Annotated in this window: 22 protein-coding genes and 2 tRNA genes; 20 read left to right on the top strand and 4 right to left on the bottom strand. The window is 55.4% G+C overall.

Annotated elements, in window-relative coordinates; translation table 11 throughout:
• Positions 1–43 precede the first annotated feature (43 nt).
• The 4 genes from V5T82_RS13595 to V5T82_RS13610 are packed head-to-tail and all read left to right on the top strand — an operon-like array spanning position 44 to position 2,067.
• Positions 44–298 (top strand): helix-turn-helix domain-containing protein, encoded by a 255-nt coding sequence (locus tag V5T82_RS13595; RefSeq protein WP_332896199.1) that lies wholly within the window; start codon positions 44–46, stop codon positions 296–298.
• Positions 298–1,401: a tyrosine-type recombinase/integrase gene (locus V5T82_RS13600; RefSeq protein WP_332896200.1), complete on the top strand. Its 1,104-nt coding sequence runs from the start codon at positions 298–300 to the stop codon at positions 1,399–1,401. Before V5T82_RS13595 ends, V5T82_RS13600 begins: the two co-directional genes overlap by 1 nt.
• Before the next feature lie 31 nt (positions 1,402–1,432).
• Positions 1,433–1,702, top strand: coding sequence for a hypothetical protein (locus tag V5T82_RS13605; RefSeq protein WP_332896201.1), 270 nt, complete (start codon positions 1,433–1,435; stop codon positions 1,700–1,702).
• A gap of 11 nt (positions 1,703–1,713) precedes the next feature.
• A complete protein-coding gene (locus V5T82_RS13610; protein ID WP_332896202.1) occupies positions 1,714–2,067 on the top strand; it encodes a hypothetical protein in 354 nt (117 codons plus the stop codon).
• A gap of 128 nt (positions 2,068–2,195) precedes the next feature.
• Here V5T82_RS13610 and V5T82_RS13615 read toward each other — a convergent pair whose 3' ends face one another.
• From V5T82_RS13615 to V5T82_RS13620, 3 genes are all read right to left on the bottom strand, one after another.
• A complete protein-coding gene (locus V5T82_RS13615) occupies positions 2,196–4,373 on the bottom strand; it encodes an ankyrin repeat domain-containing protein (protein WP_332896203.1) in 2,178 nt (725 codons plus the stop codon).
• A gap of 307 nt (positions 4,374–4,680) precedes the next feature.
• Positions 4,681–4,842 carry a hypothetical protein gene (locus V5T82_RS18260; RefSeq protein WP_442917723.1) on the bottom strand — a complete coding sequence of 54 codons (162 nt, stop codon included), beginning with the start codon at positions 4,840–4,842 and terminating at the stop codon, positions 4,681–4,683.
• A gap of 381 nt (positions 4,843–5,223) precedes the next feature.
• Positions 5,224–5,298: transfer RNA gene (locus tag V5T82_RS13620), tRNA-Thr, on the bottom strand.
• A gap of 134 nt (positions 5,299–5,432) precedes the next feature.
• Between V5T82_RS13620 and V5T82_RS13625 the strand changes: the two genes are divergently transcribed.
• The 13 genes from V5T82_RS13625 (at position 5,433) to V5T82_RS13685 (ending at position 14,445) form a co-directional block, all read left to right on the top strand.
• A complete protein-coding gene (locus V5T82_RS13625) occupies positions 5,433–5,600 on the top strand; it encodes a hypothetical protein (protein WP_332896204.1) in 168 nt (55 codons plus the stop codon).
• 104 nt (positions 5,601–5,704) lie between these two features.
• The gene (gene murA, locus V5T82_RS13630) at positions 5,705–6,997 is read left to right on the top strand and encodes a UDP-N-acetylglucosamine 1-carboxyvinyltransferase (RefSeq protein ID WP_332896205.1); all 1,293 of its coding nucleotides are present in this window, start codon (positions 5,705–5,707) and stop codon (positions 6,995–6,997) included.
• Between the two features lie 83 nt (positions 6,998–7,080).
• Entirely contained in the window at positions 7,081–7,755 is a 675-nt protein-coding gene (hisG, locus tag V5T82_RS13635; RefSeq protein ID WP_332896206.1) for an ATP phosphoribosyltransferase, read from the top strand.
• The gene (gene hisD / locus V5T82_RS13640) at positions 7,739–9,037 is read left to right on the top strand and encodes a histidinol dehydrogenase (protein WP_332896208.1); all 1,299 of its coding nucleotides are present in this window, start codon (positions 7,739–7,741) and stop codon (positions 9,035–9,037) included. The genes hisG and hisD overlap by 17 nt, the downstream gene beginning before the upstream one ends.
• A gap of 16 nt (positions 9,038–9,053) precedes the next feature.
• Positions 9,054–9,527, top strand: a complete 474-nt coding sequence (locus V5T82_RS13645) for a UPF0262 family protein (RefSeq protein WP_442917726.1) — start codon at positions 9,054–9,056, stop codon at positions 9,525–9,527.
• A 15-nt stretch (positions 9,528–9,542) separates the two neighbouring features.
• Positions 9,543–9,983 (top strand): arsenate reductase ArsC, encoded by a 441-nt coding sequence (locus V5T82_RS13650; protein WP_332896209.1) that lies wholly within the window; start codon positions 9,543–9,545, stop codon positions 9,981–9,983.
• A gap of 106 nt (positions 9,984–10,089) precedes the next feature.
• Complete coding sequence (infA, locus tag V5T82_RS13655; RefSeq protein ID WP_331896949.1) at positions 10,090–10,308, top strand: translation initiation factor IF-1; 219 nt, start codon at positions 10,090–10,092, stop codon at positions 10,306–10,308.
• A gap of 84 nt (positions 10,309–10,392) precedes the next feature.
• A complete protein-coding gene (locus tag V5T82_RS13660) occupies positions 10,393–10,992 on the top strand; it encodes a Maf family protein (protein ID WP_332896210.1) in 600 nt (199 codons plus the stop codon).
• Between the two features lie 9 nt (positions 10,993–11,001).
• Positions 11,002–12,465, top strand: a complete 1,464-nt coding sequence (locus V5T82_RS13665; protein ID WP_332896211.1) for a ribonuclease E/G — start codon at positions 11,002–11,004, stop codon at positions 12,463–12,465.
• Between the two features lie 21 nt (positions 12,466–12,486).
• Positions 12,487–12,705 carry a DNA gyrase inhibitor YacG gene (locus V5T82_RS13670; protein WP_332896212.1) on the top strand — a complete coding sequence of 73 codons (219 nt, stop codon included), beginning with the start codon at positions 12,487–12,489 and terminating at the stop codon, positions 12,703–12,705.
• A 100-nt stretch (positions 12,706–12,805) separates the two neighbouring features.
• A tRNA-Phe gene (locus tag V5T82_RS13675) sits at positions 12,806–12,881 on the top strand.
• 134 nt (positions 12,882–13,015) lie between these two features.
• The gene (locus tag V5T82_RS13680; protein WP_332896213.1) at positions 13,016–13,369 is read left to right on the top strand and encodes a hypothetical protein; all 354 of its coding nucleotides are present in this window, start codon (positions 13,016–13,018) and stop codon (positions 13,367–13,369) included.
• A 62-nt stretch (positions 13,370–13,431) separates the two neighbouring features.
• On the top strand, positions 13,432–14,445 hold the full coding sequence (locus V5T82_RS13685; protein ID WP_332896214.1) for a tetratricopeptide repeat protein: 1,014 nt from the start codon (positions 13,432–13,434) through the stop codon (positions 14,443–14,445).
• Here the strand turns inward: V5T82_RS13685 and V5T82_RS13690 are convergent.
• Entirely contained in the window at positions 14,406–15,344 is a 939-nt protein-coding gene (locus V5T82_RS13690; protein ID WP_332896215.1) for a phage minor head protein, read from the bottom strand. The two genes, V5T82_RS13685 and V5T82_RS13690, sit on opposite strands and share 40 nt — an antisense overlap.
• A gap of 674 nt (positions 15,345–16,018) precedes the next feature.
• Here V5T82_RS13690 and V5T82_RS13695 point away from each other — a divergent pair.
• From V5T82_RS13695 to V5T82_RS13705, 3 genes are all read left to right on the top strand, one after another.
• On the top strand, positions 16,019–23,401 hold the full coding sequence (locus tag V5T82_RS13695; RefSeq protein ID WP_332896216.1) for a DUF4347 domain-containing protein: 7,383 nt from the start codon (positions 16,019–16,021) through the stop codon (positions 23,399–23,401).
• A 137-nt stretch (positions 23,402–23,538) separates the two neighbouring features.
• Positions 23,539–25,467: a TolC family protein gene (locus tag V5T82_RS13700; RefSeq protein ID WP_332896217.1), complete on the top strand. Its 1,929-nt coding sequence runs from the start codon at positions 23,539–23,541 to the stop codon at positions 25,465–25,467.
• Positions 25,468–25,497: 30 nt separating this feature from the next.
• Entirely contained in the window at positions 25,498–26,259 is a 762-nt protein-coding gene (locus V5T82_RS13705) for an efflux RND transporter periplasmic adaptor subunit (RefSeq protein ID WP_332896218.1), read from the top strand.
• Positions 26,260–26,261 lie beyond the last annotated feature (2 nt).

The following is a 26,261-nucleotide window of genomic DNA, read 5'->3' on the forward strand; positions in this document are numbered from 1 at the left end:
ATCCAACATTCTGGATAAGAACGAAACACAAGGATTTTTACCCATGACAAATAAAACAGTTAAGCAATTTGCAGAAAGCCTCGAAGTTCACCCAAACACCATTTACGCGTGGATCGATAACGGAGACCTACCGTGCCTTAAGGTCCGAGGTGTAATCCGCATTCGTCCTTGCGATGAAGACGAATTTAACAAGCGTTGTACATTTGACGGTCGCGATGCGGCTAACGATACAGGTGAAGATGAATTAGTCGAAGCCAAGAGCTCTTTAGATGCTTTTGAAAAAGGAGTGCGGTCATAATGTCACGTCCTCCGAAACCCTTGCGCTTGCGTTATCGTAAAGATACCCAAAAGTACGAAATGGTAGGCCCGCACCCTATATCGGGAGAGGATTTGCGCGAGCAAACCGGCACGGGCGATCTTGAAAAGGCTCAGGACTATCTGGCGCAGTATTTGGCTGGTGTCGATGCCTCCAACGGCATTCCGAAACGCCACGATCCGACATTGAGAGACCTCCTAGATGCGTACCAGCGTACAAAAGAAGAGAAGGTTTCGTCTAAAGGGACGTTAGTGCAGAACCTAAATCACCTCCGACGCCATCTCGGTGGCGTGAAACCGTGGCAGGTCTCGGACCAAACCCTTGAACGATATCTGAAGCTCCGCCAAGAAGACACCTACACAATCCCGAACACAAAGATCACCAAAACAGGTGCAGCAGACTCGACCGTTCGCCGCGAGCTTTCGACGCTGAGCCAAGCCCTGAAATGGGCCAAGCGCGAACGGGAAAAAGACTGGTTCATGGGCAGAGGATACCATGACGATTTTCGCTATCCCGTGAAAAGCAAGACCACTCGCCGTCACAAGTGGTTGAAGAAAAAAAAGATGCGCACAATTGCCAAGGCTGCGGAACCGCACTGTCTTTTGTTCATCAAATTGGCCATTGCATCAGCTGCGCGCCATACGGCTATTCTCGAATTGACATGGGATATGGTGGATCTGGAAACCGGCGAAATCGATTTTGGTGAAGCTATCGGCAATAAGGATCGCCCAGCGACAAAGGTTTCAAAAAAGGTGCTGAAATTGTTGCGCGAAGCTTATGAAATTCGCTGCACGGACCATGTCATCGAATATGGCGGAAAGCCGCTCAAAAGCATCGACACGGCATTTAATAAAGCTGTCATCCGAGCAGGTTTCGTTTCTGGCACGTATTCGAACGGTCAAAAGAAGGCGAAGTATACCGTCCATGTTCTCAAGCACACCTCCATCACATGGATGGTTCATAAGGGCATGTCATATGAGCGGATTGCACAGCTGACGTGCACAAGCCCCCAAGTTATTCAAAAACACTACGGTCACCATGACCCGTCACTGACGAAAGATGCCCAAAAGGCTACTGATTTTTAATCCCCCCCCCTCTTCATAAGGAGAAAAAAATATGAAGAAAGAAAATCGTAAAAGAAAATCGAATGATGCTGAAGCCAAGGCGATTGGCGAAATGAGTCTCGATGAACTTACTGCATTAGGACAAGCACACTTGTCATTGGTAGAAACAATCGCAGAGCTTATCGAGATAAGGATAGAGGCTCAGGTGCATCAGAGCATTGTTGAGACGACCGAGTTGGCTGAAGCTTGGGCCAGCACTCGTGGCATGACACTGGACGAGTTTCTTGCGCCACAACGGCAGTCTCAAGCGGCTAGAGGATAAGGAGAATAGATATGAATGATTGTTTCACTCCTCGGAAAGATGGATTTAATTATGATCCAAGTAATGCGCCATGGCTGTTTTATGATGGCATCGATGTGAGTTTGCATGAGCTTAACGAACACATCTATTCAGTTTTGTTGAATAACAAAATGATCGATGTTGACCTTTTAATGGACGAGTTGGACGGAAACGTAACACCTGAAAAGGTCCAAGTAATGTCTCAAAATGGCTGGGCGACGAAGCGAGATATTGAGCATTGCCTTTTTGACGCTCCCGACCTTGAGTACGCAGTCCGCTATTTCATTATGTCGCTGGAGTTGGCTCATAAATCATGGAGATCACAACAAGAGTTGAAGACCATCTAGACAAGGTCATTTTCAACGTCAAAAGCCCCGCATCGCTATGATGCGGGGCTTTTGATTTTGGGATAATAACCTAAAGCCCTGCAAATCAAATCAATACAAAATACAAGGGGCGCTTTGCCATCTATGAATTATTGAGACAAATACTCCATGATCTCTCGACTTTGAAATGCACGTGCGATGTCGTGGCAGTCATGTCCCTCATCGTCTTTAAGATACGGGGTTCCTCCTGCCTCGACGAGAAGGTGGAAGGCATCTGCGGCATTGTTTTCGGCTGCGACCATCAGCGGTGTGCGTCCTGGTCCCGGGGAAGAATGCTTGCGATTGGGGTCAGCGCCATGCTCAAGAAGTATCTTCGTGATTTCCAAATAGTTCTCTCGGGGAACTTGGGCGGGCTTTTGAGCAGAATGGTCGATAATTTGACGCATGATTTCGGCGTGACGCGGATTTGCCATGTTTGGAATTGAAGGCTGATCTCCCATAACGCCTGCAAAAACGCCCGTATAACGTCGCCTTATTTCCGCATCTTCCGGTCCAGGAAAGGCCAGCCGTTGCATCAGTTCAGCTTGCGCTAAACCGTCGCGGTAAAATGTGAAACGCTCAATACAAACATACAGAGGGGACTGAGGTGGGTAGCTCGCAGGCATGTCTGGGCTTGCCCCCATTTCGATTAGCCGAGCCACGATTGCAGGGTCCCCTAAAATTATAGACATATAGAGGGGAGACAAACGTTTCTTGGCTGTCAATCGGTCAAGAGTTTCTTGTTGATGAGGATGCTCCAACAAGAGGTCAAGAGCTTGGCGTCCCCGTCCGTCCTCGGCACACTGCAAGGCGTTCAACAGGGCTGAGCCACCCTGTCCATCCAATTTATTCACGTCGGCACCGGCTTCTAGAAGTTGTTCCACATCTTTCACTCGGTCTTCGGAGGCAAACCATATCAATTGCGGGCGTCTGTACTTACTGCCATCCAAAGACGGGATGCCGATGACCCGATCCGGTCTGGTTAGGTCAGGCTTGATCTTATCGGTATCAGGTTGATAGAAGGCACGGAATGGAAGAGGGCTTGTAGATACTTTTCCCTCCATTGCCTCTGGGAAACGCGCATGATGTGGAAAGATCCCGGCGAACGCCTGTGCCATCTGCTCGACCTCCCAGTCTGAAATGACGTCTAGGTTGTCAGGAAATTCTGCCAAATGGGTTGGAAACATCCTCATGGCCAGGGCACGATGCTTGAATCTCTTTAACGCCGCTTTTTTGCCGAGATGTGCTGCTAGCGCAAGGGCTTCTTGCAAAATTTGCTTTTGGTTCTGGCCTGCTCTGTATAAGGCTAGATCAGATGCTCTTTCGTAGAATTTAAGCGCCTTTTCTTCGTCGCCAGCAAGGACGTGCCAGCGACCTTCGCACCAATCCAACATGTAACGTGCGCGACCATCGGTGTCGTTCTGGTCCAGCAAGTCTTTGAAACGGTTAAGTTTCAGACGTGCCGCTTCCTGATCCTCAATGTTCTTCGCGTTTGTTCGCGTCAAACTGATATTTAGTAGGGGTAAGCCAAACTCCTTCACCACCTGCAAACGATTACCCGCCTCAATATTGGCGATAGACAATTCTTTGCCGACATCACGTCGGGGGCAATTCAGGAGGATTTCCTGGCGGACTAGCTCGATCAAAGACCCGAAACCAGCTTCTTCGGTCTCTCTGTCCAGCCATGCCAACGCCCTTGCGGTCAGGAGCCATTTGCCAAACAGAGAAATGTCCGGTTTTCGGTCGGGGCAGCTCTCCTCAAGATCGCTTAGCAATGGTCGGATTGATGCGAAGAACTTGGGGGGCGTTTTTTCACGACGCCATCGGCTTATGCCATCGCGTTTTGGTTTGTTGTCCGGGTACGTCAAGGTCGTGACGTTATGGTCGAACAATGTTTCTCCCCATTGGAACACCACATCAACTGGTTTGACGTCCTCCAGCAAGAAGTCACCAAGATCTGGCCCGCCGAACTGATCCCGCATAGCATTCAGAAAACTAGCCGTATAACTAGCACCGACCGCTTTGATCAGCAAAGGAGCTGCCTCTTCTCTAGACAGGGCATCAAGAGACACTTGTGACAGCAGGCTAATATGCTCATCGCGCAGGTAGTCGATGAACTTGCTGACAAAATCTGCATATTCTTGGTCGAAATCTTGAAGTGGCTTCAATATCAATCCGTCAACAATTTGCTGCGGCAGACTCCAGTCGTAATCTCCGTCACGAGCTAATCGATCAAGTTTCTTTCTAAGAACTGGGTTCGCTGATTTTGTATCGAATACGTCTGCCAACAACCGACACACTTCCCCGATCATTGGATATGGAGGCTTTGGCTTGTGTTCGTGATTAACCATGGCAGCGTCGTAAATCCCCCAAGAAATTATATACGGCACGCCTGTCGCTCGGCGTAGAAGGAACGGTCACGCATCGTCCACCGGGTGCCACCAATTTTCCGTGCTTCTTTCCTCGGCGGAACAACCAACCGCCACGCACATATGTCCGTACAATTTTAGAGACATCTTTGTCTTTTGAGTACTGCATTATGATAGTTTCCAAAAGGGGAGGGAGCGGAGATGATTTTCTCCACTCCCGAAGAGGCTACTTCCCGTTTCGTGCAGCAGCAGACGAGGCCTTGCTCGAAAAACTGCCTTTGGGCACCTGACCGCCGTTTGCTTTTGCTGTAGCGCTCTGGATGCGATTAGCATCTGATTTCGTCATTTGAGTCCGCCCGGACCCTTTGGAAGAAGATTTTGCCGACATTTTTCAGTCTCCAGTGTTGAAGTTGACTGCTCAGGGCAGCGACAGAACGATGTTGAATGAAAACAGCCCGAAGGTCGGCAGCACAGGTGGCAAAAAAAATCCAAAAAATATTTTGGGCTCGACTGACAATCGGGATGATCCAAAATATGTAAGCCTGACGAGATACATGTCACTGAGCGTTTAGATGCGTCTAGGTTGGTCTTTAATTCTCGACATCGCACATAGATATAAGAAGCCGCCTCAGCAGGGGGGCAGGACTTCATTTCCTGTTGTCACAGGTGATACAACCGAGGCTCGATTTGGTACGAAACCTGGTACGAAACCCAAAATCGCGTAAGTTGCGCGATGGGTGATAACCTATTGATTTTTAATGAAGAAAAATGGTGCCGCCGGACAGAATTGAACTGTCGACCTCACCCTTACCAAGGGTGCGCTCTACCCCTGAGCTACGGCGGCACAAATATTGCGCAGCGGGGTGCGAAAGCGCGCGGAACATGCCATATGAATTTCATAAACGCAAGCGCCTTGACGCGAATTTTTTAGACCGTCATCCTAGCGCTCCACTTACCATCAGGCCAAACACATAAAACATGAGCCAGAACAAAGACCAATCCACCCCCAAAGCGCCCAAAACAGACGCCAAATCCGAGCGCGCGGCGCGGTTGAACGAGGCCCTTCGCGAAAATCTCAAAAAGCGCAAGGCCCAGGCCCGAGCGCGCAAAGCTCAGCCTGAAATGGGGCCAAAAACGCCCGATTGAGCCTCACTTTGATCAAATTCCTTGTCCACGTTGGGGCCATGGGCTAAAAGCCGGGCCTAAGAGTTAATCGGGCGCATATATATATATAAAGTGTTGGACCTTTAATGGATCAAATCGTCATTCGCGGGGGCAAACCCCTTCACGGCACCATTCCCATCGGCGGCGCAAAGAACGCGGCGCTGCCTCTGTTGGCGGCGAGCTTGCTCACCGACGGCGTGCTGCGTCTCTCCAATCTGCCGCACTTGGCCGATATTTCGACCATGGCACATTTGCTCAGCGATATGGGTGTGACCATCTCCATGGAAGGCGATGCTGACGGCGGTGGGCATTTGGGCCGCGTGTTTGCCCTGGATGCCTCCGGCGTGTGTGAGACCACGGCCCCTTACGATCTGGTGCGGCGTATGCGCGCGTCGGTCTTGGTGCTGGGGCCCTTGGTCGCCAAACACGGCCACGCCCGTGTGTCCTTGCCCGGCGGCTGCGCCATCGGCACGCGCCCGGTGGACTTGCACCTCAAAGCCCTGGAAGCCCTGGGTGCGGAAATCGAGCTCACCGAAGGCTACGTGGAAGCCAAGGCCCCCAACGGGCTCAAGGGCGGACATGTGCTGTTTTCCAACGTCACCGTGGGCGGCACCGAAAACATTTTGATGGCCGCGTGCCTGGCGGAGGGTGAAACCGTGATCGCCAACGCGGCGCGCGAGCCGGAAGTCACCGATCTGGCCCATTGCTTACAAGCCATGGGCGCCAAGATTGAAGGCATCGGCACTGATACTCTAAAGGTCACCGGTGTCAAAGAGCTGCACGGTGCAGACTACGAGGTCATCATTGACCGCATCGAATTGGGGTCTTACGCCGTGGCTGCGGCTGTGACCGGCGGCGATGTGGTGTTGAAGGGTGGGCGTCTTGATTTGATCGAAGCCGTGGTGGACGTCATGCGTCAGGCCGGCGTTGAAATCGAAGAGGTCGAAGACGGCCTGCGCGTCAGCCGCAAAAACGGCGCGATTAAAGGCTTTGATGTCATGACCGAGCCCTATCCGGGCTTCCCCACGGACATGCAGGCGCAAATGATGGTTCTGGCCAGCGTCGCCGAAGGGGCTTCCATGATCACCGAAACGATCTTTGAAAACCGCTTCATGCACGTGCCTGAACTGGTGCGCATGGGTGCGGACATCAACGTTCATGGGCGTTCCGCCATTGTGCGCGGTGTGGAAAAGCTGTCCGGTGCGCAGGTGATGGCAACCGATTTGCGGGCTTCGAGCTCTTTGGTTCTCGCAGGTCTTGTGGCCGAAGGCGAGACGGTGGTGAACCGTGTTTATCACTTGGATCGCGGCTATGAGCGTTTGGAAGAAAAACTGGCCGCGTGCGGTGCGGATATCGAACGCGTTCGCGGATCGTCCTAAGGGCACTTCAGCCCTGGAAACTCGTCCAAAAACCCTTTATATATGCGCCCCTCTGGGCATGGTGCTCAGTATGGAGACGTAACGTGACGACACCGAATGACGATAAATTGGTCTTGGCGCTGCCCAAGGGCCGCATCTTGGAAGAGGTGATGCCCATTGTGCGTGGTGCTGGCATTGAACCGGAAGCCGATTTCGACAATCCAAAATCGCGCAAGCTGTCCTTTGCCACCAATCATCCGAATTTGGAAATCATTCGTGTGCGCAGCTTTGACGTGGCGACCTTTGTGGCGTTCGGCGCGGCCCATTTGGGTGTCGCTGGGGCCGACGTGTTGTTGGAATTCGACAACCCAGAAATCTACGCACCGCTGGATTTGGGCATTGGCTATTGCCGCATGTCCATCGCCGAGCCCAAAGAGTTGGGGGGAGAAGACGACCCGTCCACCTGGTCGCACGTGCGTGTCGCGACGAAGTATCCCGAAATCACCAAAAAGCACTTCGCCAGCCGTGGCGTTCAAGCCGAATGCATCAAGCTGAACGGTGCCATGGAGCTGGCCCCGAAAATGGGCCTGTGTTCGCGCATCGTTGATTTGGTGTCCACAGGCGGGACGCTCAAAGCCAACGATTTGGTTGAAGTGGAAGTCATTGCCGAAATCACTTCACGTCTGGCGGTGAACCGCACGGCGTGGAAAACCCGCTCGGCGGAAATTGGCGGTTGGATTGAAAAGTTCCGGGAGGCTCTCGATGCCCAAGCGTCTTGATATTTCCGATCCGCAGTTTGAGCGCCAATTCCAAGAGGTCCTGGGCGTTCAGCGCGAAGCCGACGTGGATGTGAACGAAGCCGTCGCAGGCATCTTGAAAGACGTCAAGACCCGCGGCGATGCGGCAGTGGTGGAGTACACCAACAAATTCGACCGGCAAAGCTTAAGCGCTGCAGATATTGCCATCACGGCCCAAGAAGTCGACGCGGCCATGGCTGAGAGCGAACCGGAGCTTATGGCCGTGCTCAAATTGGCGGCGGAGCGCATTGAAGCGTTTCACGAACGCCAATTGCCGGAATTCGAAGATTACAAAGACGAAGACGGCGTGCGCCTTGGCTATCGCTGGACGGCTGTGCACGCGGCAGGGCTTTACGTTCCCGGCGGCTTGGCGGCGTATCCGTCGTCTGTGCTGATGAACGCCATTCCGGCCCGTGTGGCAGGTGTGGAACGTTTGGTTATGGTGGTGCCGACGCCGGACGGGGTGATCAACCCGTTGGTCTTGGCTGCGGCCAAAGTTGCGGGTGTTACGGAAATCTATCGCATCGGCGGTGCGCAAGCCGTGGGGGCGTTGGCTTTTGGTACACAAACCATTCCCGCCGTCGATAAAATTGTCGGTCCGGGCAATGCGTACGTCGCGGCTGCCAAGCGCCAAGTGTTTGGCACGGTGGGCATCGACATGATCGCAGGCCCCAGTGAAATTTTGGTGGTGGCGGATGGCGACAACGATCCCAACTGGATTGCAGCAGACCTGCTCAGCCAGGCCGAACACGACACGGCGGCGCAGTCGATCCTGATCACGGATGACAAAGAGTTTGCGACGCGTGTCGAGGACGCTGTGGAAAGCCAGCTCAAAACCTTGAACCGCGAAGACATCGCGCGCGCCAGCTGGCAAGACCACGGGGTGGTTATCACGGTGAACGATTTGATGAGCCAAGGCGTGCCTTTGGTCGATCGCGTGGCGCCGGAGCACTTGGAATTGGCCGTCGAAGATCCCGCCCCCTTGGCCGAAACCATTCGCGATGCGGGGGCGATGTTCTTAGGGCGCTATACTCCCGAAGCCATCGGTGACTATGTTGCGGGCCCCAACCACGTGTTGCCGACATCGCGCACCGCGCGGTTTAGCTCCGGCTTAGGCGTATTGGACTTCATGAAACGCACCACGTTTATTGCGTGCGACGCGGACGGATTGAACGCAATCGGTCCGGCGGCGGTGAAGTTGGCCGACGCAGAAGGCTTGCAGGCGCACGGACTTTCTGTTTCCATTCGTTTGAACAGCAAATAACCTGCCGGAGGGCACCGTGTCCGACACAGCCCGCATCAAAGAGATCTATCTCGACGAAGCCTCGGTGGTGAATCGCACCCCGCAGGTCGAACACGAGCGCAAGGTCGCGATCTACGATCTTTTGGAAGACAACACCTTCAAGCTTTTAGAGGGGCCTGAGGGCCCATACGTCTTGCGCCTTAGCATCGAAGAAAACCGCTTGGTTTTTGACGTGCGCAATGAAAACGACGAACCGGTGAAGCTGTTCATGCTGGCCCTTTCGCCGTTTAAATCCATTGTGCGCGAATACCTGATGGTCTGTGACAGCTACTTTAAAGCCATCACCAATTCTTCACCGTCGCAGATTGAAGCCATCGACATGGGCAGGCGGGGGCTGCACAACGATGGCTCCGATATCTTGGAACAGCGCTTAAAGGACAAAGTCGATTTAGACCACAACACGGCGCGCCGTCTCTTTACCTTGGTGTGCGTTTTGCACATTCGAGCCTAGGAGACGCGACGTCTGATGAGCCTCCCCAGCGCCATTTTGTTTTCTTGCACCATGAATTCAATCCGCTCTCCCATGGCGGCAGCGATCATGCGTCATTTCCACGGTCATGACGTTTATGTGGATTCGGTCGGCGTGCGCACCAAAGAGGTCGACGGTTTTGCCGTCGCGGTGATGGAGGAAATCGGTATCGATATCTCCAAGCACCACCCCAAAACCTTTGAAGAGTTGGAAGACAGTTTTTTTGATTTGGTGGTTTCTCTGTCCCCCGAAGCCCAACACAAAGCCGTCGATTTGACCCGCTACATGGATTGCGAAGTCGTATTTTGGCATACGTTCGACCCATCTGTGGTCGAAGGCTCACGTGATGAGCGCTTGGAGGCTTATCGTCGAGTCCGGGACGAATTGGTGTCCAAAATCAAAGAGAACTTCCCGCTGCGCACAGCCAAAGACATTTAATCGTTAAAAATCGCGAAAAAACGGGAAAATTTCGGGAAAAAACTTGACCTTTGGAGCGCAACGGACCAATTTTGGGCCGCCCTAGCAAACCAAGCAAGAGAGATTGATGGCTAAAGAAGAAGTTCTTGAATTTTCCGGCGTTGTGACCGAATTGCTGCCCAACGCAATGTTTCGCGTCGAGCTGGAAAATGGACACGAAATCCTGGCCCACACCGCTGGTAAAATGCGCAAGCACCGCATCCGCGTTCTGGCGGGCGACAAGGTCACGGTGGAAATGACCCCGTACGACCTGACCAAAGGCCGCATCACGTTCCGCTTTAAGTAAGTTCGCTCGCCCTCTAGAATGGGCAGATGCTGGACCGGGTCAGTCTGTCTGCCCGGTCTATTTACTTGAGCTGAATAGGTGAGCATGAACAACGACCCGCGCCCCGTTCCACTGATCCTGGCCTCCGCGTCGCCTCGGCGCGTCGAGCTGTTGGCGCAGATCGGCATCACACCTGACGACATCATCCCTGCAGACATCGACGAAACGCCGCTTAAAAACGAGCGTCCCCTGGACCACGCCCGGCGTTTGGCTGCGGATAAAGCGCGCGCCATCCAATCCAGCCATGCAGATGCTTGCATCGTCGGTGCGGACACCATTGTTTGTGTCGGGCGGCGCATTTTGGGCAAGCCAGCTGACGAGGCACAGGCGCGCAGGTATCTTTCCCTGCTTTCCGGGCGCACCCACAAAGTCATCGGCGGCTTGGCCGTTTTGGCTCCGGGTGGTGAGACGGTTAAAGCCATCACCACCAAAGTCACCTTCAAGCGTCTGAGCGCAGAAGAAATCAACGGCTACATGGCCTCCGGCGAGTGGCAGGGCAAAGCAGGGGCTTATGCCATCCAAGGTTTGGCAGGTGCGTTTGTGACCAAGATCAGTGGTTCCTATTCCAATGTGGTGGGGCTGTCGCTTCCAGAAGTCGCAGGCGCGCTTAAAGGCTTGGGCGCGTGCCCTGCTGGCTTGATTTAGGAGTGTGCCGTGGATAGCCTCGTCGTCCGTGTCCGCCCCGGTGAAACGCGCATCGCACGCGTGGATGGCGATGGGCGCCTAAAAGACTTTGCGGTCTATCGCGAACACATCCCCGGCGAAGTGGGCGACGTGTTTTGGGCACGTGTGAAAAAGGTCGTGCCCAATTTAGAAGCCGCCTTCGTCGACATCGGTGCCGAGCGTGACGGGTTTTTAGGCCTAGCCGAAGCCCGCCCGCAGCCGTTCATGGGCGGCGAAGCCCCACGCGATCGCATTTCGGACTATGTGCGCGAAGGTGAGGCCGTCATGGTTCAAGTCGTTGCGGCTGCGCGCGATGACAAAGGTGCAAAACTGACCCGCCGGGTGAGTGTGTCGGGCGCGTATGTCGTGCTGACACCCAACGACCCCGGCATACGCGTGTCCAAACGCATCGCAGGCGACACGGAACGTTCGCGCCTGCGCACCATGCTCAGCAGTGTTCTGGCTGGGAACGAAGGCTGCGTCATTCGCTCCAGTGCCATGGGTGTACGCGAAAAGTTGGTGAGCGAAGACTTACGTTTGTTGCGCGGGCGTTGGGCGATCTTGTGCGATCACGCCAAGGGGGTAACGCCCCCGGCTTTGATCAGCGCGGATGTGCCGCCTGCGCTTCAGTTTTTGAACGAAAGCGGGCACGGCAACTACACCAAAGTCTTGGTGGACGATGGGGGGACTTGCGAACAGATCAAGTCCGAACTGACCAAACTGAACGTCATGCCGTCCGGCGGGGTGGAGCACGTCACCACACACTTCGACATTTTTGAAACCGCCGCCATCCAAGACGATGTGGCTGGGTTGTTGGTCCCCCGCGTTAAGTTGCCGGGCGGCGGGTCTTTGGTGATTGAACAGACTGCAGCACTGACCACCATTGATGTGAACGCCGGTGCGGCCAAGGCTAAGGCGTCCGGGCGCGGCCCCCAAGATCTGGCGCTCGCCACCAACGTCGAAGCCATGCGCGAAATCGCGCGCCAAATCCGGCTGCGCAATATCGCCGGCTTGATTGTGGTGGACTACATCGGCATGCGCGCCAAAGACAGCCTTGGGCGCATGGTCACGGCCTTAAAAGACGCCATGCTGCCTGACCCCGTGGGACCTCAAGTTTTGGGGACGACCAAGGGGGGCTTGTTAGAAATCACCCGTCCGCGCCGCCGCCCGCCCTTGGCCCAGGTGCTGGCTGTGCCGTGTCCGTCGTGCCAGGGCTCCGGCGCGGTCGAGGCACCGCTTTCGGTGGCCTATCGCGCCTTGGATCAGGTCTTGGCCGACGTCTGGGCCGACCCGGCCTTGATCCCGGTCTTGAACGTGCCGAATTGTGTGTTTGAGGTTCTCAAACAGGACGGACAAGAGGCGCTCACACGCATGGAAGCCAAATTGGGCCAACCCTTGGACGTGCGCCAAGACGCCAGCTTGTCACCCGACGCATTCCGCATAGACCGAGACTAAGAGACAAAGGACATCTCTTCCATGAGTGATGAAAACGTGGTGAAGCTGAAAATCTCTAAGCCCCAGAAAACAGGGGGGAAAAGCTGTCCGGTTTGCCAAAAGCCGGTGCAAAAGGCCTACCAGCCGTTTTGTTCCAAACGCTGCGCCGACATCGATTTGGGCAAGTGGTTGGGGGAGGGCTATCGCATTCCCTCAGACGAGCCTGCAGGCTTTGACGACGGCTGGGGAGATGAGGACTGAAAAAGAACAAAAAAAGACACTGGAACGCTGGACAGGGGCGTCGGAATCTCCTATAAACCGGGCCGCACCAACGTGTTGGGGCTTTGGCCTCACAAAATATGCCCAGGTAGCTCAGTTGGTAGAGCAGCGGATTGAAAATCCGCGTGTCGGTGGTTCAAATCCGCCCCTGGGCACCATTATTAAGGGGCCTCGGCAGAGATGCTGAGGCCCTTTTTATTGCATTCCCTCAAGAATGCGCATTTTAAGCAGGCCAAACCCAATGCAGACTTTCAAACTGACACCCACGCCGCGAAGGGACTTTCGCCTGGAAGTGAACATCATTCAAACCAAATGCAAACTCGAAAAGCATGGATATCGCCACAACAGGATCGTGTATGGCTTCAGCGTTGATGCGCTGGATATCACAGAGCTTCAATCACTTGGTTTGAATGTTGAAGAAATTGCCTTTGACGAAGAACAGCGAAACCTTGTTCGTTATTTGATCGAACGGGGACGGGCACTGTCAAAGATTGACCATCTGCGGCATGACCGTGAACAGGGCGGCGCGGACAATGCGCAAGAAGAAGCTGACGTTCAACAAAAATTGACGGATTTGAGCAGTAAGGTTCAGGCAGCGAAAGAAACGCTTGGTATTGTCGGAACCATCAAGTTGCTGAAGTTTTAACGCGTCAGTTTTGGCGGTTGTTGAGCTGTTGAATGTTCTGCAATCGGTGGTAGTCTTTGTCGATGACCTATCTTCTCAGGCTTTCCATTTTTGTCACCATGTGCGTTTGGATGTTCCAAAGCGATGACGTGCGCGCGGAAGGTGCAGAGCCTTCCCAGGATGGCGTATGGGAAGCGGTGCGGGAGAATGTTGACAAGTCAGATGAATGTGCAGCCGTATTCAAAGAGCTGGAAAAGGCCCACGCCATTGAAATGACGCGCTTAGCCGTCTTGGCTGATTTTACTTTGGGGTCTCATCTTCTGGAAGGGTATTGCATGGATCGTGATGTCGATCTGGCAAAACGCGCGTTTCAGTATGCGGCTGAAAGGGGAAATGTTCACGCCGCGCTCTTTCTTGGACAGGTCTACTTCATGGAAGAGGGAGCCGGAAGTTCGAAGGCTCGGGAATGGGCCGAGAGGGCCCGCAATGCTTTAATCACTGTCGCGGGGGATAGTGAACTTAAACAGATCATGATAAAGCGGTTTGAAAGCTCAGGACTTTCGCCGCATGTGGAACAAGCATTTGTCTGGTATGAAGACATAAGCTCTCGCACTCCGAATTCATTGTATGAAGTTGGGCTGAGTTTGCTGGACCAGAACGCTTACCCTGAGTCAAAGGTATTGGCGTGTAGGTGGTTTTATGAGGCGGAAAAGAAGAACCATGTAGGAGCGCGCTTCCAACTCGGTCGGCAACTGGCTTTGGGAGATGGGGTGAAAATTTCAAAACGCCAAGCGTATTGGGCACTGGAAACCTCAGCGAACAAGGATAGAAATGTTGATGCCTTTTTGCTAGTAGCAGAGCTATTGCAAAAAGGAGATGTTTTTGAAAAACACCTCCCCAATGCATACTACGCCTTACTTATGGCACAAAAACTTGGTGCAGGCGTATCTGAGCAATTGAAGGTTTTGGCGCCTCAGGTCTTGCTTGAGGACAGGGAAAGCAAAAAGTGGTGGGCTGACCAAAAGGTAGCAGCGCTTCGCCTAAGTCGTGAGCTTCCTCAGTTTTCACAGCCCCCTTGCTCGTACTCTTCACGGTAGGCGGCTATATCTTTGCGATATGAGTCAATCCAAAACTCGATGGAGTCGCGCTCTTTCTTTGCTTTGTCATAGTTTGCTTGCTCTTGGCTATCTTCAATAGATAGCAAGCAAGATTCAGTAATATCTTTGGTAGCTTCGTTTATACCATCACCTAAGCCCTTTGCTCCTCCAGCAACCGCTCCAGGCCAACTTGCTATAGCTCCACCAATAATCACGCCTTCAGCAATAGATCCGCCGATTCTTCCCGGAGTTGCGTCCAAAGCGTTGTGGCATTTATCCTCCAATATCTTTAATGCAGCCTTTGCTTCATTGTAGATTTGATCGGCTTTGTTGAAGTCCTCAAGTGCCTTTTGAAGATTGATCTCCGTGGATTCAATTAATCGCCTCCAATAATCACAATCCACAACTGTTTCTTCCGCCCAACAGCGGCAGTTATAGGCTTCACCAGGGTGTCCACCTTCGGGCGGTCTGTCCCAGGAAAAGATTTTGCCATCACGATCGGCATGAGACGAGCGCACCTTACCATCGCTTCGGGTGCGCCAGATGTAGGAGCCTTTATTGTTTGATTTTACGTCTTGAAGAGTGCGTACCGCGTTGTCATCGGCGGGCCCGATTTGAAGCAATGTTTCTGGGGTAGCCTGATCCTCGTCATAGCGGTATTCCATGGTGCGAACCGTCGGCCCATCCGGTTTCATCACACCGTCAGGCTGTAAGTCGTTTCCACTTTGGAATTCCCGAATGGCTTTGATAAAGGCTTCATCCGGATATTGCGTCAGGCCGTGCGTTGGAATTTCATAAAGTCCGAGTTGGTGGAGGACTTTTTTCATTTCCAAAACATCGGTCAAGTTCATGTTGTGCGTCGGCCCAATGGTAGACTGCAGTTGATAAAAAGGTGACATCTCAAAGTCCCTCTGCTGAAGGCGCACGCGGTCACGGCCCAAAACACATCTACGGTTCGGGAGGGCAAAGTGGTCGTAAAACGACATGCCGTTTTTCAGGCACTTCATCCGGCGTGCGCCGATGAAAACAATTTTGTGAGAAGCGTTATCCGTTTCGGGTTATCCCCGGTGTGGGTGTAACCACCACAAACACAGAGGGCCCGACGGGCACTTTGGAATAAAGGTATATCGAAAAATCGTCAAAGTAAGGAATAAATACCTATCGAAAGGATTAAAAGTTTTGCCCCCTTGAAAATCCGCGTGTCGGTGGTTCAAATCCGCCCCTGGGCACCATTATGGTGCTGGCTCTAAAGATAAATCATGGTTGTTTTCGACCATTTTTCCTCGGAAATCATTTATGATCTGCTCCCCCAGTTTAGGTGTGGTCTGGTTCTGAATGATTGTGTCGACGGGTCATATCCCAAGGACGTGTAGTTGCGCGCATAATGTACCGGATTATGGATGCAACAGACTGAAAATATGAATATATATATGATATGCCGCTTTACGTAAATTTGCGTGCAAGACCTAAACTACTTTACTTTATATTGTAAATATCTATTGTTAGTGCACGTTTACATGGGCGCCACCCTGTTTGCGCGTGCTCCAGCTTTAAGGTTGGGGGGAGAAGTTGATTGAATAAGATTGTTGCGTCATACATTCGCAAGCATATGCGTGCGACTCATGCTGATGAAATAGTTAGCAATACCAGCAAGTTAGGTGCTGAGGCCGCTTGGCCGTCACGCGCGCCCATGGCTTTGGCGTTGGAGCCCCGGTTTATGTTCGACGCCGCAGGCGGCGCGACCGGAGCCCAGGTGGCAGAGCAAACGGCGGCCGAATCGGTTGCGTCGCAAAACAACGACCAAGACGAGAATTTGGCCCAGGCGGTGTCTTCCGGACAAAATGATGCAGCACGCAACGAAGTCGTGGTTATCGATTCGTCAATTGCAGATTATCAAACCCTTTTGGACGGTGTGGACCCGAGCCTCGACGTCATTTTGTTGGAGCCGGGCGCGGATGTGAACGATCTGGCCCAGGCCCTGTCAGGATACAGCAGTGTTGATGCTGTGCACCTGATCACCCACGGCGAGACCGGGGCGCTGAACTTTTCCGGGGGTGCCCTCACGCTGGACAATCTCGAAGACAGCCAAGATGCGCTTTTGACCATCGGCGATGCGTTGTCAGCGGATGGCGATTTGCTGCTGTATGGCTGTAACGTCGGTGCCGACGGTGCCGGGCAGGACTTTATTGATGCCTTAGCAACGGCGACAGGTGCAGACATTGCTGCATCCGATGACTTGACCGGTTCAGCGGACTTAGGTGGCGATTGGGACTTGGAGGCCAGTAGCGGCATCATTGAAACCGATACGGCCTTGGATGATGAAACGGCGGTTTATGACGGGCTGTTGTTAACAGATACGATCGAGTACGCGTATGCCACCCCGAGTAATAGTACGACCGGTGCGCAGATTGCCCAATCGTTTACGGCAACCCAAACCGGCACACTCACCAGTGTCAGTTTTCTGCTTATAACACAGCCGACCTCGGACGTAACGGTATCGATTTACAGTGGTGAAGCTGTGTCCGGTACGGCGTTGGCCAGTCAGGTCTGGGCTAAAGCCGACGCTACCGCTGCTGGATCGACGGCGGATATGAGAACCCTGACGTTTTCCTCGCCTGCATCGATTACCAGCGGCAGCACCTATACCATCGCCTTTGGCTCGGGTGATACAAGCATTGGGATCTATCGCTACAACTCAGGCACCGACAATTATTCAGGCGGCAAGCCCTATCTGTCAGGAGGCTTTGTGGCGTCGGGCTATGACTTTTTCTTTAAGGCGACCCAAACGTATACATCTGGCCCCACGGTTTCAGATGGCAATATCTCCATCACCAGCTCGGGAAGCGGCACGGGCGGTGCATACAAGGTCGGCGATACGATCACGGCCAGTTGGAACAACACGGCGGGTGGTGACAACAACTCCGGCATCACCGGGGTTACCATGGACTTTTCGGCGTTTGGCGGCGGGGCGGCGGTCGCGGCTACGGACAGTTCAGACACCTGGACGGCCAGCTACACCCTCACGTCGGGCAGTGTTGACGGCACCAACTTGAACGTTTCGGTGACGGCAACGGATGGCACGGCCGCAACGACGGCAGACACCTCCAACCTCACCGCCGATAACCAGGCGCCGACGGTGACGGATGGGAACATTTCCATCTCCGGCGCGTCTGGAACAGGTGGTGCGTATAAGGTTGGCGATACGGTAACGGCCACGTGGAACAACACGGCGGGCGGCGACAACAACTCCGACACCATCTCTTCGGCAACGGTGGACTTCTCTGCGTTCGGTGGCGGTGGGTCTGTTGCAGCTTCGAACAGCTCCGGCACCTGGACGGCGACTTACACCATCACGGCAGGCGCCATTGACGCCACCAGCCGCAACATTTCGTTTACGGCGACGGATAATGCTGGCAACACCACGACGACGGCAGACAGCACCAATGCGACGGTCGACAGCGTTGCACCGACGGTGACGGACGGCAATATTTCCATCTCCGGCGCATCGGGCACGGGTGGCGCGTATAAAATCGGTGACACGGTAACCGCAACGTGGAACAACACAGCGGGTGGCGACAACAACACTGACACCATTTCCGGCGTGACGGTGGACTTCTCGCAATTTGGCGGTGGGGCTGCGGTTGCCGCGTCCAACAGTTCCGGCACCTGGACCGCAACGTATACAATTGTGGCCGGCGCGGTTGATACCACCAGCCGCAATGTCTCTGTAACCGCGACGGACAATGCGGGCAACACCACGACCACGGCAGACAGCACCAATGCGACGGTGGACAGTGTCGCCCCGACGGTGACGGACGGCAACATCTCTATTTCCGGCGCGTCGGGTACGGGTGGTGCGTTTAAAACTGGTGACACGGTGACGGCCACGTGGAACAACACGGCGGGCGGCGACAACAACTCGGACACCATTTCTTCAGCGACGGTTGACTTCTCTGCCTTTGGTGGCGGCGCAGCGGTTGCGGCTTCGAACAGCTCGGGCACGTGGACGGCGACGTATACGATTACGGCGGGTGCCATTGATTCCACAAACTTGAACGTTTCGGTCACGGCGACGGATAATGCGGGCAACACCACCACGACGGCGGATAGCACAAACGCCACGGTGGACAACACCGCACCGACGGTGTCGGATGGCAATTTGTCCATTTCCGGCGCATCGGGTACAGGTGGCGCGTTTAAGGTTGGCGATACGGTAACCGCGACGTGGAACAACACGGCGGGCGGCGACAACAACTCCGACACCATTTCCGGTGTGACCGTGAACTTCTCCGGCTTTGGCGGCGGCGCAGCTGTTGCGGCATCGAACAGCACTGGCACCTGGACCGCGACGTATACCATTACGGCAGGCGCCATTGACGGCACCAACGTCAACGTCTCGGCAACCGCAACGGACAACGCGGGCAACACCACGACGACGGCGGACACCACCAACGCCACGGTCGACAGCGTCAACCCAACGGTTTCCGACGGCAATATTTCGGTCACCAGCTCGGGCAGCGGGACAGGTGGTGCATACGTTGTCGGCGACACCATTACGGTGGCGTGGAACAACACCGCAGGCGGCGACAACAACTCCGACACCATTTCCGGTGTGACGGTGAACTTCTCTGCCTTTGGCGGTGGGGCTGCGGTCGCGGCGTCCAACAGCTCCGGCACGTGGAGTGCGAGCTACACGGTTGTGACGGGCTCGACCAAGGGCTCGAACCTGAACGCGTCGGTCACCGCGACGGACAACGCGGGCAACACCACGACCACGGCAGATACGTCGAACCTGTCTATCGTCAACTCAGCACCTGTGGCTTCGGGAACGTATAGCTTCTCATCCATCAATGAAGACACCACAGCGACGGGTGTGACGGTCTCGACCGTCGTGGCCGGTTTGACGACTTCGGATGCGGACAGCAACACGTTAGGTGTTGCCGTGACGGGGACGTCCGGCAATGGCACGTGGCAGTTCTCCCACGACAGCACCAATGGCACGGACGGCACTTGGACCAGCTTTGCGTCGGGCAACACACCTGCTGCGGCGACATCCTTGCTGTTGGCGCCCGCAGCCTATGTGCGTTATGTCCCCGATAGCCAAAACGCGGAAACGGCGACCATGACCGTTCGCGGTTGGGACCAAACCGCTGGCACGGCGTCCAGCGGCACCACAGCGCGCTATGCCGACACCTCCACCAACGGCAATGCAACGCCCTATTCCAGTGGCACGGCTACCGGTTCTCAAGCCGTAACAGCTGTCAACGACGTTCCCGTAGTTGACTTGGATGCATCCGCAGGCGGTGTGACGTATTCAACCAGCTTCTCGGCTGGGGGCTCGACCGTCACCATCGCCAATACGGATGCCACGTATTCCGATGTGGATACCAGCGATTCGCAAGCCAGCTTAACGGCGACACTCACGTCCAGGCCCGATGGCGACAGCGTTGAAAGCTTGGCGCTGAACTCCACGGCAACCACGGCGGCGACCAACGCAGGCTTGACGGTGGGCTATACGAGCGGGACCGGCGTTCTGTCCATCACGGGCGCCGCTTCGACCAGCGTTTATCAAACCATTTTGCGCGGCATCGTTTACAACAACACGGATGCAGCGGCAGACATCACCACGGGCAACCGCACGGTGAATGTGGTGGGTAACGACGGCGACGGAAACTCCAGCACGGCGGCGGCAACCGTCAGCGTGGTGACGGCTCCTGTCACCGATTTGAATGGTGCGACGTCCGGCACCGGCGTCACAGTGGCCTTTACGGAAGGTGACGGCGCGACCACCATCGCGAGCGCCGCCACCGTGACCGAGCCCGATGGCGATAACCTCAATCAGTTTGTTGTTACGCTCACCAATGCACAGACGGGTGATATTTTGAAAGTCGGCGTGCGCAACAACGGTGATGTGGTCAACGGCATTACGGTTACGGAAACGTCTGCCAGTGTGATCACCTTGTCCGGTTCGGCGACAGCCGCAAACTATCAAGCCTTGATCCGCGAAATCACCTTTAACAATACGTCAGAAGCTCCAAGTACGACGGCGCGTACCATCACGTTTGCGGGACGGGACGTCAATTCCAACACCGGGGCTTCGGCAACCGCGACCATTAATGTGAGCGCCGTCAACGACAGCCCGGCCTTTGCAGGCTTGGACGCCACACCGAACCCGAACGAAAACGTGGCGGTTCAGTTGGACGCCAATGCAACCCTTTCGGATGCGGAACTGGATGCGGGCAATAACTACAATGGTGCGACGTTGACCTTGTCGCGCAACGGTGGGGCCAGCGCCAACGACACGTTCGCGCACACCGGCACGCTGTCGACCATGACCCAAGGCGGCAACTTGACCGTGGGCGGGACGACCATTGGTACGGTGACGACGAATTCCAGCGGCACGTTGTTGTTGACGTTTAACAGCAGTGCGACCTCTGCCCTGGTGGACAGCGCGCTCCAGCAAATCACCTATGCCAATTCTTCGAACACGGAATCGGGTAACGTTCAGATCGACTATTCGTTCTCTGACGGCACGACCATCAGCCAAGGTTCCGGTGGGGCGAAGACTGCAACCGGTTCCGTGACGGTGACGGTGGCGGCAGTGAACGACACGCCGACCATGACCGGGCTGGACGCAACGCCGAGCTTCACCAAAGGTGGTTCGGCAGTGGTGTTGGACGCCAACGTCGTTTTGGCTGATGCCGAGCTGGACAATGGCAACAATTATAATGGTGCCACGCTACAAATCGTGCGCAACGGCGGGGCCAGCGCGAACGATCAATTTGCCGGATCCGGCACGTTGTATGGTGCTGCAGACAACGCAACTCTGACCCAGGGCGGGGCTTTGAAGGTCGGAACCACGTCCATCGGCACCGTGACAACGAACTCCGGCGGCACACTCTTGTTGACGTTCAATGCCAGCGCCACTTCGGCCTTGGTGGACAGCGCCATTCAACAGATTGCGTACTCTGCCGCGACGGCTGAAGCTGCTGGCAACAAGCAATTGGACTGGACGTTCAGTGACGGCACCACAGTTGCCCAAGGTTCTGGTGGTGCGAAAACAGCCACGGGTAATGTAACGGTGACGGTTGCAAACGCAGCACCTGTCGTCAGCGGGATTGGTGGCAGCTCCGTGTCTGCGACCCCAACGACAGCAGTGAATATCGATGCAGGTGCCGATGCGGCCATAACGGATGCGGATAGCACACACTTTAACGGTGGTAATGTTTCTCTCACCAAAGTGGGCACGGTGCCGGCTACGGCGAATTTCACCGTTGACGGCACCAATGTGACCAGTACGTCCGGCGGTGGTGTGTTGGCGGGTGGCGACACAATCTCTGTCGGTGGCACGGCCATCGGTACGGTGGACAACACGGATACGGGGCAAGGCGGCAACAGCCTGAAGATCACCTTTAACTCGACCAATGCAACACCGGCCCGTATCGCGACCTTGTTACAAAATTTGAAGTTCCAGGCCGGTTCGGCTGGGAATGCGGTCTTTGACATCACGGTAACCGACGCGGCTGGCGGCACAACGTCCACGGCGGCGCGGGTGACGGTCAGCGCTACCAATCCGACGACCACCACGACCAACAACCTCAACGTTTCCCAAATTGCGCCGACGCCTCCTGCGGGTGATGGTGGTGGTGACGGCGGTGGTGAAGGTGGCTTTGGTGGTGAAGGAGACGGCGGCGGTGACGGCGGCAATGAAGGCGGTATCGATGGTCCGGGTGGCGACACGGGCGGTGATGCAGGCGGCGATGCGGTCGGCGGCGCCGGCGGCGGCTTGACCTTAGCCGATCCCAATGCAACGCCCGGCTACACCTACGGCGGCGACACTCCGGGCAATGAAAACACGATCATCAACAGGTTGGTCGAGGGGAACCGCAGCGGCAACGGTAATGGAAATACTAACAATGATGGACCAGGTGGCCGTGGAAACAGCGGTCTGAGCGGCTTCGGCAACATCGGCGGCGGCGGTCTTGGCGGTCTTGGCGGTGGTATCGGCGGCGGCCTGGGCGGTGGTATTGGCGGCGGCCTGGGCGGTGGTATTGGCGGCGGCTTTGGCAGTCTTGGCGGTGCTGCAGGTGGCGGTGCAGGTGGTGGTGCTACAGGTGGTGGTATTGGCGGCGGTCTTGGTGGCGGTGCTACAGGTGGCGCTCCGGGCGGCGGTCTTGGTGTCGGTGTTACAGGTGGTGGCGCTCCGGGCGGCGGTCTTGGTGGCGGTGCTACAGGTGGTGGTGCTACAGGTGGTGGTATTGGCGGCGGTCTTGGTGTCGGTGCCGCAGGTGGTGGCGCTCCGGGCGGCGGTCTTGGTGGCGGTGCTACAGGTGGAAATGCTGGCGGTACCGGTGCTGCTCCCGCAGGTGGCGGTGCTCCTGCAGGTGTCGGTGGTGTCGGTGGTGCTTCGGCTAGCGGCGGTGATGGCGGCCAACCCGCTGCGGGTGGTCAAGGCGGCGCTGGTGGTGACCAAGGTCCGGCGGGTCAAGGCCAACCGGGTGCTGGTGACGGTGCTCAAGGTCAAGACGGACAAGGTCAAAGCGGTCAGGGCCAAGATGGTCAAGGTCAAAGCGGTCAGGGCCAAGATGGTCAGGGCCAAGATGGTCAAGGTCAAAGCGGTGAGGGGCAAAGTGGTGAGGGTCAAGGCGCTCAACCTCCAGCCCAAGGCGGTGAAGGCCAAGGTGGACAACCTCCAGCTCAAGGCGGTGACGCCGGACAAGGTGGTGAGCCCCAAGGCCAAGATAATCAAGGCCAAGATAATCAAGGTCAAGACGGCCAAGGCAATGAAAACGGTCAAGGCCAGGGTCAAGGCCAAGGTGAGGCCGGTGCACAGGAAGGCGCGTTCTTCCAGCCCGGTGGACGCACGAGCTTTACGGATCAGCTGGCAGCTGCGGCACAAACGCAACAGTCCAGTTTGGATAAATTGGTGGAAGCCATGGAACGATTGGCTTCGTAACTTAGACGTGTTATGGGCAGTGTTTAACGTCCATAACGTTATGAATTTAAAGATTAGCCGGGGATGCTCTGCTCCGGTGCATTGTATTGACGAGGTGGGTTTTGGGCACTGAACACACAAACACTGTACCCTTCAGATTGAATAAGAAGGGACAAGAGGGCTGCGGGACGCTCCCCGTCCGCAAGTCGTCGCCATTTCGCGCGGTTTTGCTGGTCGGCGTGGCTTTGGGTATTGCCGGGTGTACGGTAAAACCCGATCCCTTGAGCTTGGCCGATCACGCCAAACGCGCTGAAAAAGATGTGGGCGAGCTGTTCCAAGATCAAGAGCCCATCACCGGGCCGATCACCTTGGAAGAAGCCATGGCGCGCGCGATCAAGTACAACTTGGATCACCGTCTGAAGGTGATGGAAAATGCGCTGGCATCACACCAACTGACATCTGCGAATTTGAGCTTGCTGCCGAACCTGACCGCGCGTGCGGGCTACACCGGCCGCAATAACCATTTGGGTTCCAACAGCGTTTCCTTGTCCAACGGTTCGGAATCTTTGGAAAGCTCGGGGTCTTCTGATCGCGACCTGAAAACGGCAGATTTGACGCTGACGTGGAACATCTTGGATTTGGGCATGAGCTATGTGCGCGCCCAACAACAAGCGGATCGCATGTTGATCACGCAAGAGCGCCGCCGCACCGTGTTGCAAACCGTCATTCAAAACGTCCGTGTGGCCTATTGGAACGCGGTATCTGCCGAACGTTTGCTGCAAAAAATCGGTCCGCTGACCGCTAGGGTCAATCGCGCCTTGGACAATGCCCGCAAGGCACAACGCAACGGTTCCGAAGAACCGCTGTCGGCCCTGCGCTATCGCCGCGATTTGCTTGACGCACTTCGTCAGTTGAAGGTTTTGCGTCGTGAGTTGAACACGGCCAAATACAACTTGGCGGCTTTGATGAACTTAAAGGTCGGCACCAACTACAAGTTAGATGCCCGCGCTATTCCGACGGGTATACCGCCGTTGAAATTGGACGTTGAGACGCTGGAAAAAGCGGCTCTGCTGCATCGTCCGGAGCTGCGAGTAGAGGGCTATCAAGATCGCATCTCGCACAAAGACGTGCGATTGCAATACATGGATATGATCCCGGGGATCGAGGTCAACACGGCCTGGAACTTCGACAGCAACTCCTATGCGTGGGAACAAAATTGGTTCTCCTGGGGCTCGACCATTACGTCGAACTTGTTTGACGTGTTCACCGGTCCACAAAAAGTCGCGGTGGCGAAAGCCCGCACGGACGTGGTTAAGGTTCGTCGTATGGCGTTGAGCATGGCGGTGATGAGCCAGGTTCACGTGGCGGTGGCAGGGTATTCGCAAGCGGTGAGTGAATACAAAACCGCGAACGAGCTGAACGAAGTTGAACTGTCGATCTTCGACAAAACGCAATCGAACGTGCGTTCCGGTCAAGGTGGCGAGCGTACAACCATCAGCGCCGAGCTTGACGCCTTGCTGTCGGAGCTGCGCCGCGACATCGCGTTTGCAGAAATGCGCAACTCGGTGGGTCGGATTTATGTATCCGTCGGTGCCGACCCGCTGCCCGATGCGGTTGAGGCTCACGATTTGGGCACCTTGTCCAAAGCGCTGAAGGTTGTGAACGAGAAGTGGTTTACGGGCACGATCGAATTGCCCGTGGCCGAAGCCCAACCGGAGCCAGCGCCGCGCAAAGTGTCTGAGGTTGCGCCGGCAAAAACTCAGGTCAAAGCGCCCGTTCAAACCCAAGAGCAAGCCTCGCTAAACATCAAGGCTGCCGTGCCCGCTAAAGCACCGCTCAAAGCACCTGTTCAAACGCCCGCTAAAGCACCCGTGAAAACGCCCGTTGCTGTGAAGCCTGTGTCTAAACCGGTGGAGGTGGCCTATCGCGCCACGCCTAAGGGCACCAACCCGAACGCTGTCATCAACATGTACAGCAACTGGGACGGACTGGAGCTGCGTGCAAATGTGCAAAAGACCTCAGCTTCATCTGCCGACAGCGGTGTTCAAGAGCGGGGTTTGGCTGGATTTTTTGGAGAGTTGTTTTAACACCAATCGGTGAAAAAGCGGTGAGAAGACATGAATGCTGCTGTAAAACTGTTGATGGTGTTGTGTTGCATAGCGCCCCTGCCTTTGGGTTGGGGCGCTTTTGCGCAAGAGAGTGGCGGTTCTGCGTCGCCAAGCTTTGAGGCGCGAGCCCTCGTTCAATCTGTTGCGGAACTGGTCTTGAGCAGTGAAGTAAAGGGCCGCCTTGAAAAGGTTCCGTTTCGCGAAGGTGAAGCCTTCGCCCAAGGCGACACGCTGATCCGCTTCGATTGCCGCGCGTACGAAGCGGGTTTAAAAGTCGCGAAGGCCCAACTCAAAGCCGTACGGCTGACCTTGGATACGGTGCGCAAACGTGCTGAATTGGATTCCGTCGGGCCCTACGAAGTCGGAATCGCCGAAGCCGAATATGAAAAAGCCAAAGGCGAAGCCGACGGCGCGCAATTCCCGGTGGAACGCTGCCATATCCGCGCACCTTTTGACGGCCGTATTGTCGAACTGGCTGCGCACGAACATGAAGCCGTGAGTGTTGACCAGCCGATTATGAGCATCATTGATGACAAACGGTTAGAATTGAAAATCGTGGTGCCGTCATCTTGGTTGTCTTGGCTGGACATCAACGCGCCGTTTACCCTTTTGGTTGATGAAACCGGCACCGTCATCCCAGGTCGGGTTGCGCGCGTGGGCGCTTTGGTTGATGCGGTTGGTCAATCGGTTCCGCTTTACGGTGAGCTGGAAGACATCACTGCAAAGCTCATGGCCGGGATGAGCGGCACCGTAACGTTCCAAAGGCCCTAGGT

The organism is Magnetovibrio sp. PR-2 (genome assembly GCF_036689815.1).
Lineage (GTDB): Bacteria > Pseudomonadota > Alphaproteobacteria > Rhodospirillales > Magnetovibrionaceae > Magnetovibrio.

Coding starts and splice junctions, on each gene's coding strand:
- V5T82_RS13595 (WP_332896199.1), top strand. CDS start 44: ATGACAAATAAAACAGTTAAGCAATTTGCAGAAAGCCTCGAAGTTCAC.
- V5T82_RS13600 (WP_332896200.1), top strand. CDS start 298: ATGTCACGTCCTCCGAAACCCTTGCGCTTGCGTTATCGTAAAGATACC.
- V5T82_RS13605 (WP_332896201.1), top strand. CDS start 1,433: ATGAAGAAAGAAAATCGTAAAAGAAAATCGAATGATGCTGAAGCCAAG.
- V5T82_RS13610 (WP_332896202.1), top strand. CDS start 1,714: ATGAATGATTGTTTCACTCCTCGGAAAGATGGATTTAATTATGATCCA.
- V5T82_RS18260 (WP_442917723.1), bottom strand. CDS start 4,842: ATGTCGGCAAAATCTTCTTCCAAAGGGTCCGGGCGGACTCAAATGACG.
- V5T82_RS13625 (WP_332896204.1), top strand. CDS start 5,433: ATGAGCCAGAACAAAGACCAATCCACCCCCAAAGCGCCCAAAACAGAC.
- murA (WP_332896205.1), top strand. CDS start 5,705: ATGGATCAAATCGTCATTCGCGGGGGCAAACCCCTTCACGGCACCATT.
- hisD (WP_332896208.1), top strand. CDS start 7,739: ATGCCCAAGCGTCTTGATATTTCCGATCCGCAGTTTGAGCGCCAATTC.
- V5T82_RS13650 (WP_332896209.1), top strand. CDS start 9,543: ATGAGCCTCCCCAGCGCCATTTTGTTTTCTTGCACCATGAATTCAATC.
- infA (WP_331896949.1), top strand. CDS start 10,090: ATGGCTAAAGAAGAAGTTCTTGAATTTTCCGGCGTTGTGACCGAATTG.
- V5T82_RS13660 (WP_332896210.1), top strand. CDS start 10,393: ATGAACAACGACCCGCGCCCCGTTCCACTGATCCTGGCCTCCGCGTCG.
- V5T82_RS13670 (WP_332896212.1), top strand. CDS start 12,487: ATGAGTGATGAAAACGTGGTGAAGCTGAAAATCTCTAAGCCCCAGAAA.
- V5T82_RS13685 (WP_332896214.1), top strand. CDS start 13,432: ATGACCTATCTTCTCAGGCTTTCCATTTTTGTCACCATGTGCGTTTGG.
- V5T82_RS13690 (WP_332896215.1), bottom strand. CDS start 15,344: ATGTCACCTTTTTATCAACTGCAGTCTACCATTGGGCCGACGCACAAC.
- V5T82_RS13705 (WP_332896218.1), top strand. CDS start 25,498: ATGAATGCTGCTGTAAAACTGTTGATGGTGTTGTGTTGCATAGCGCCC.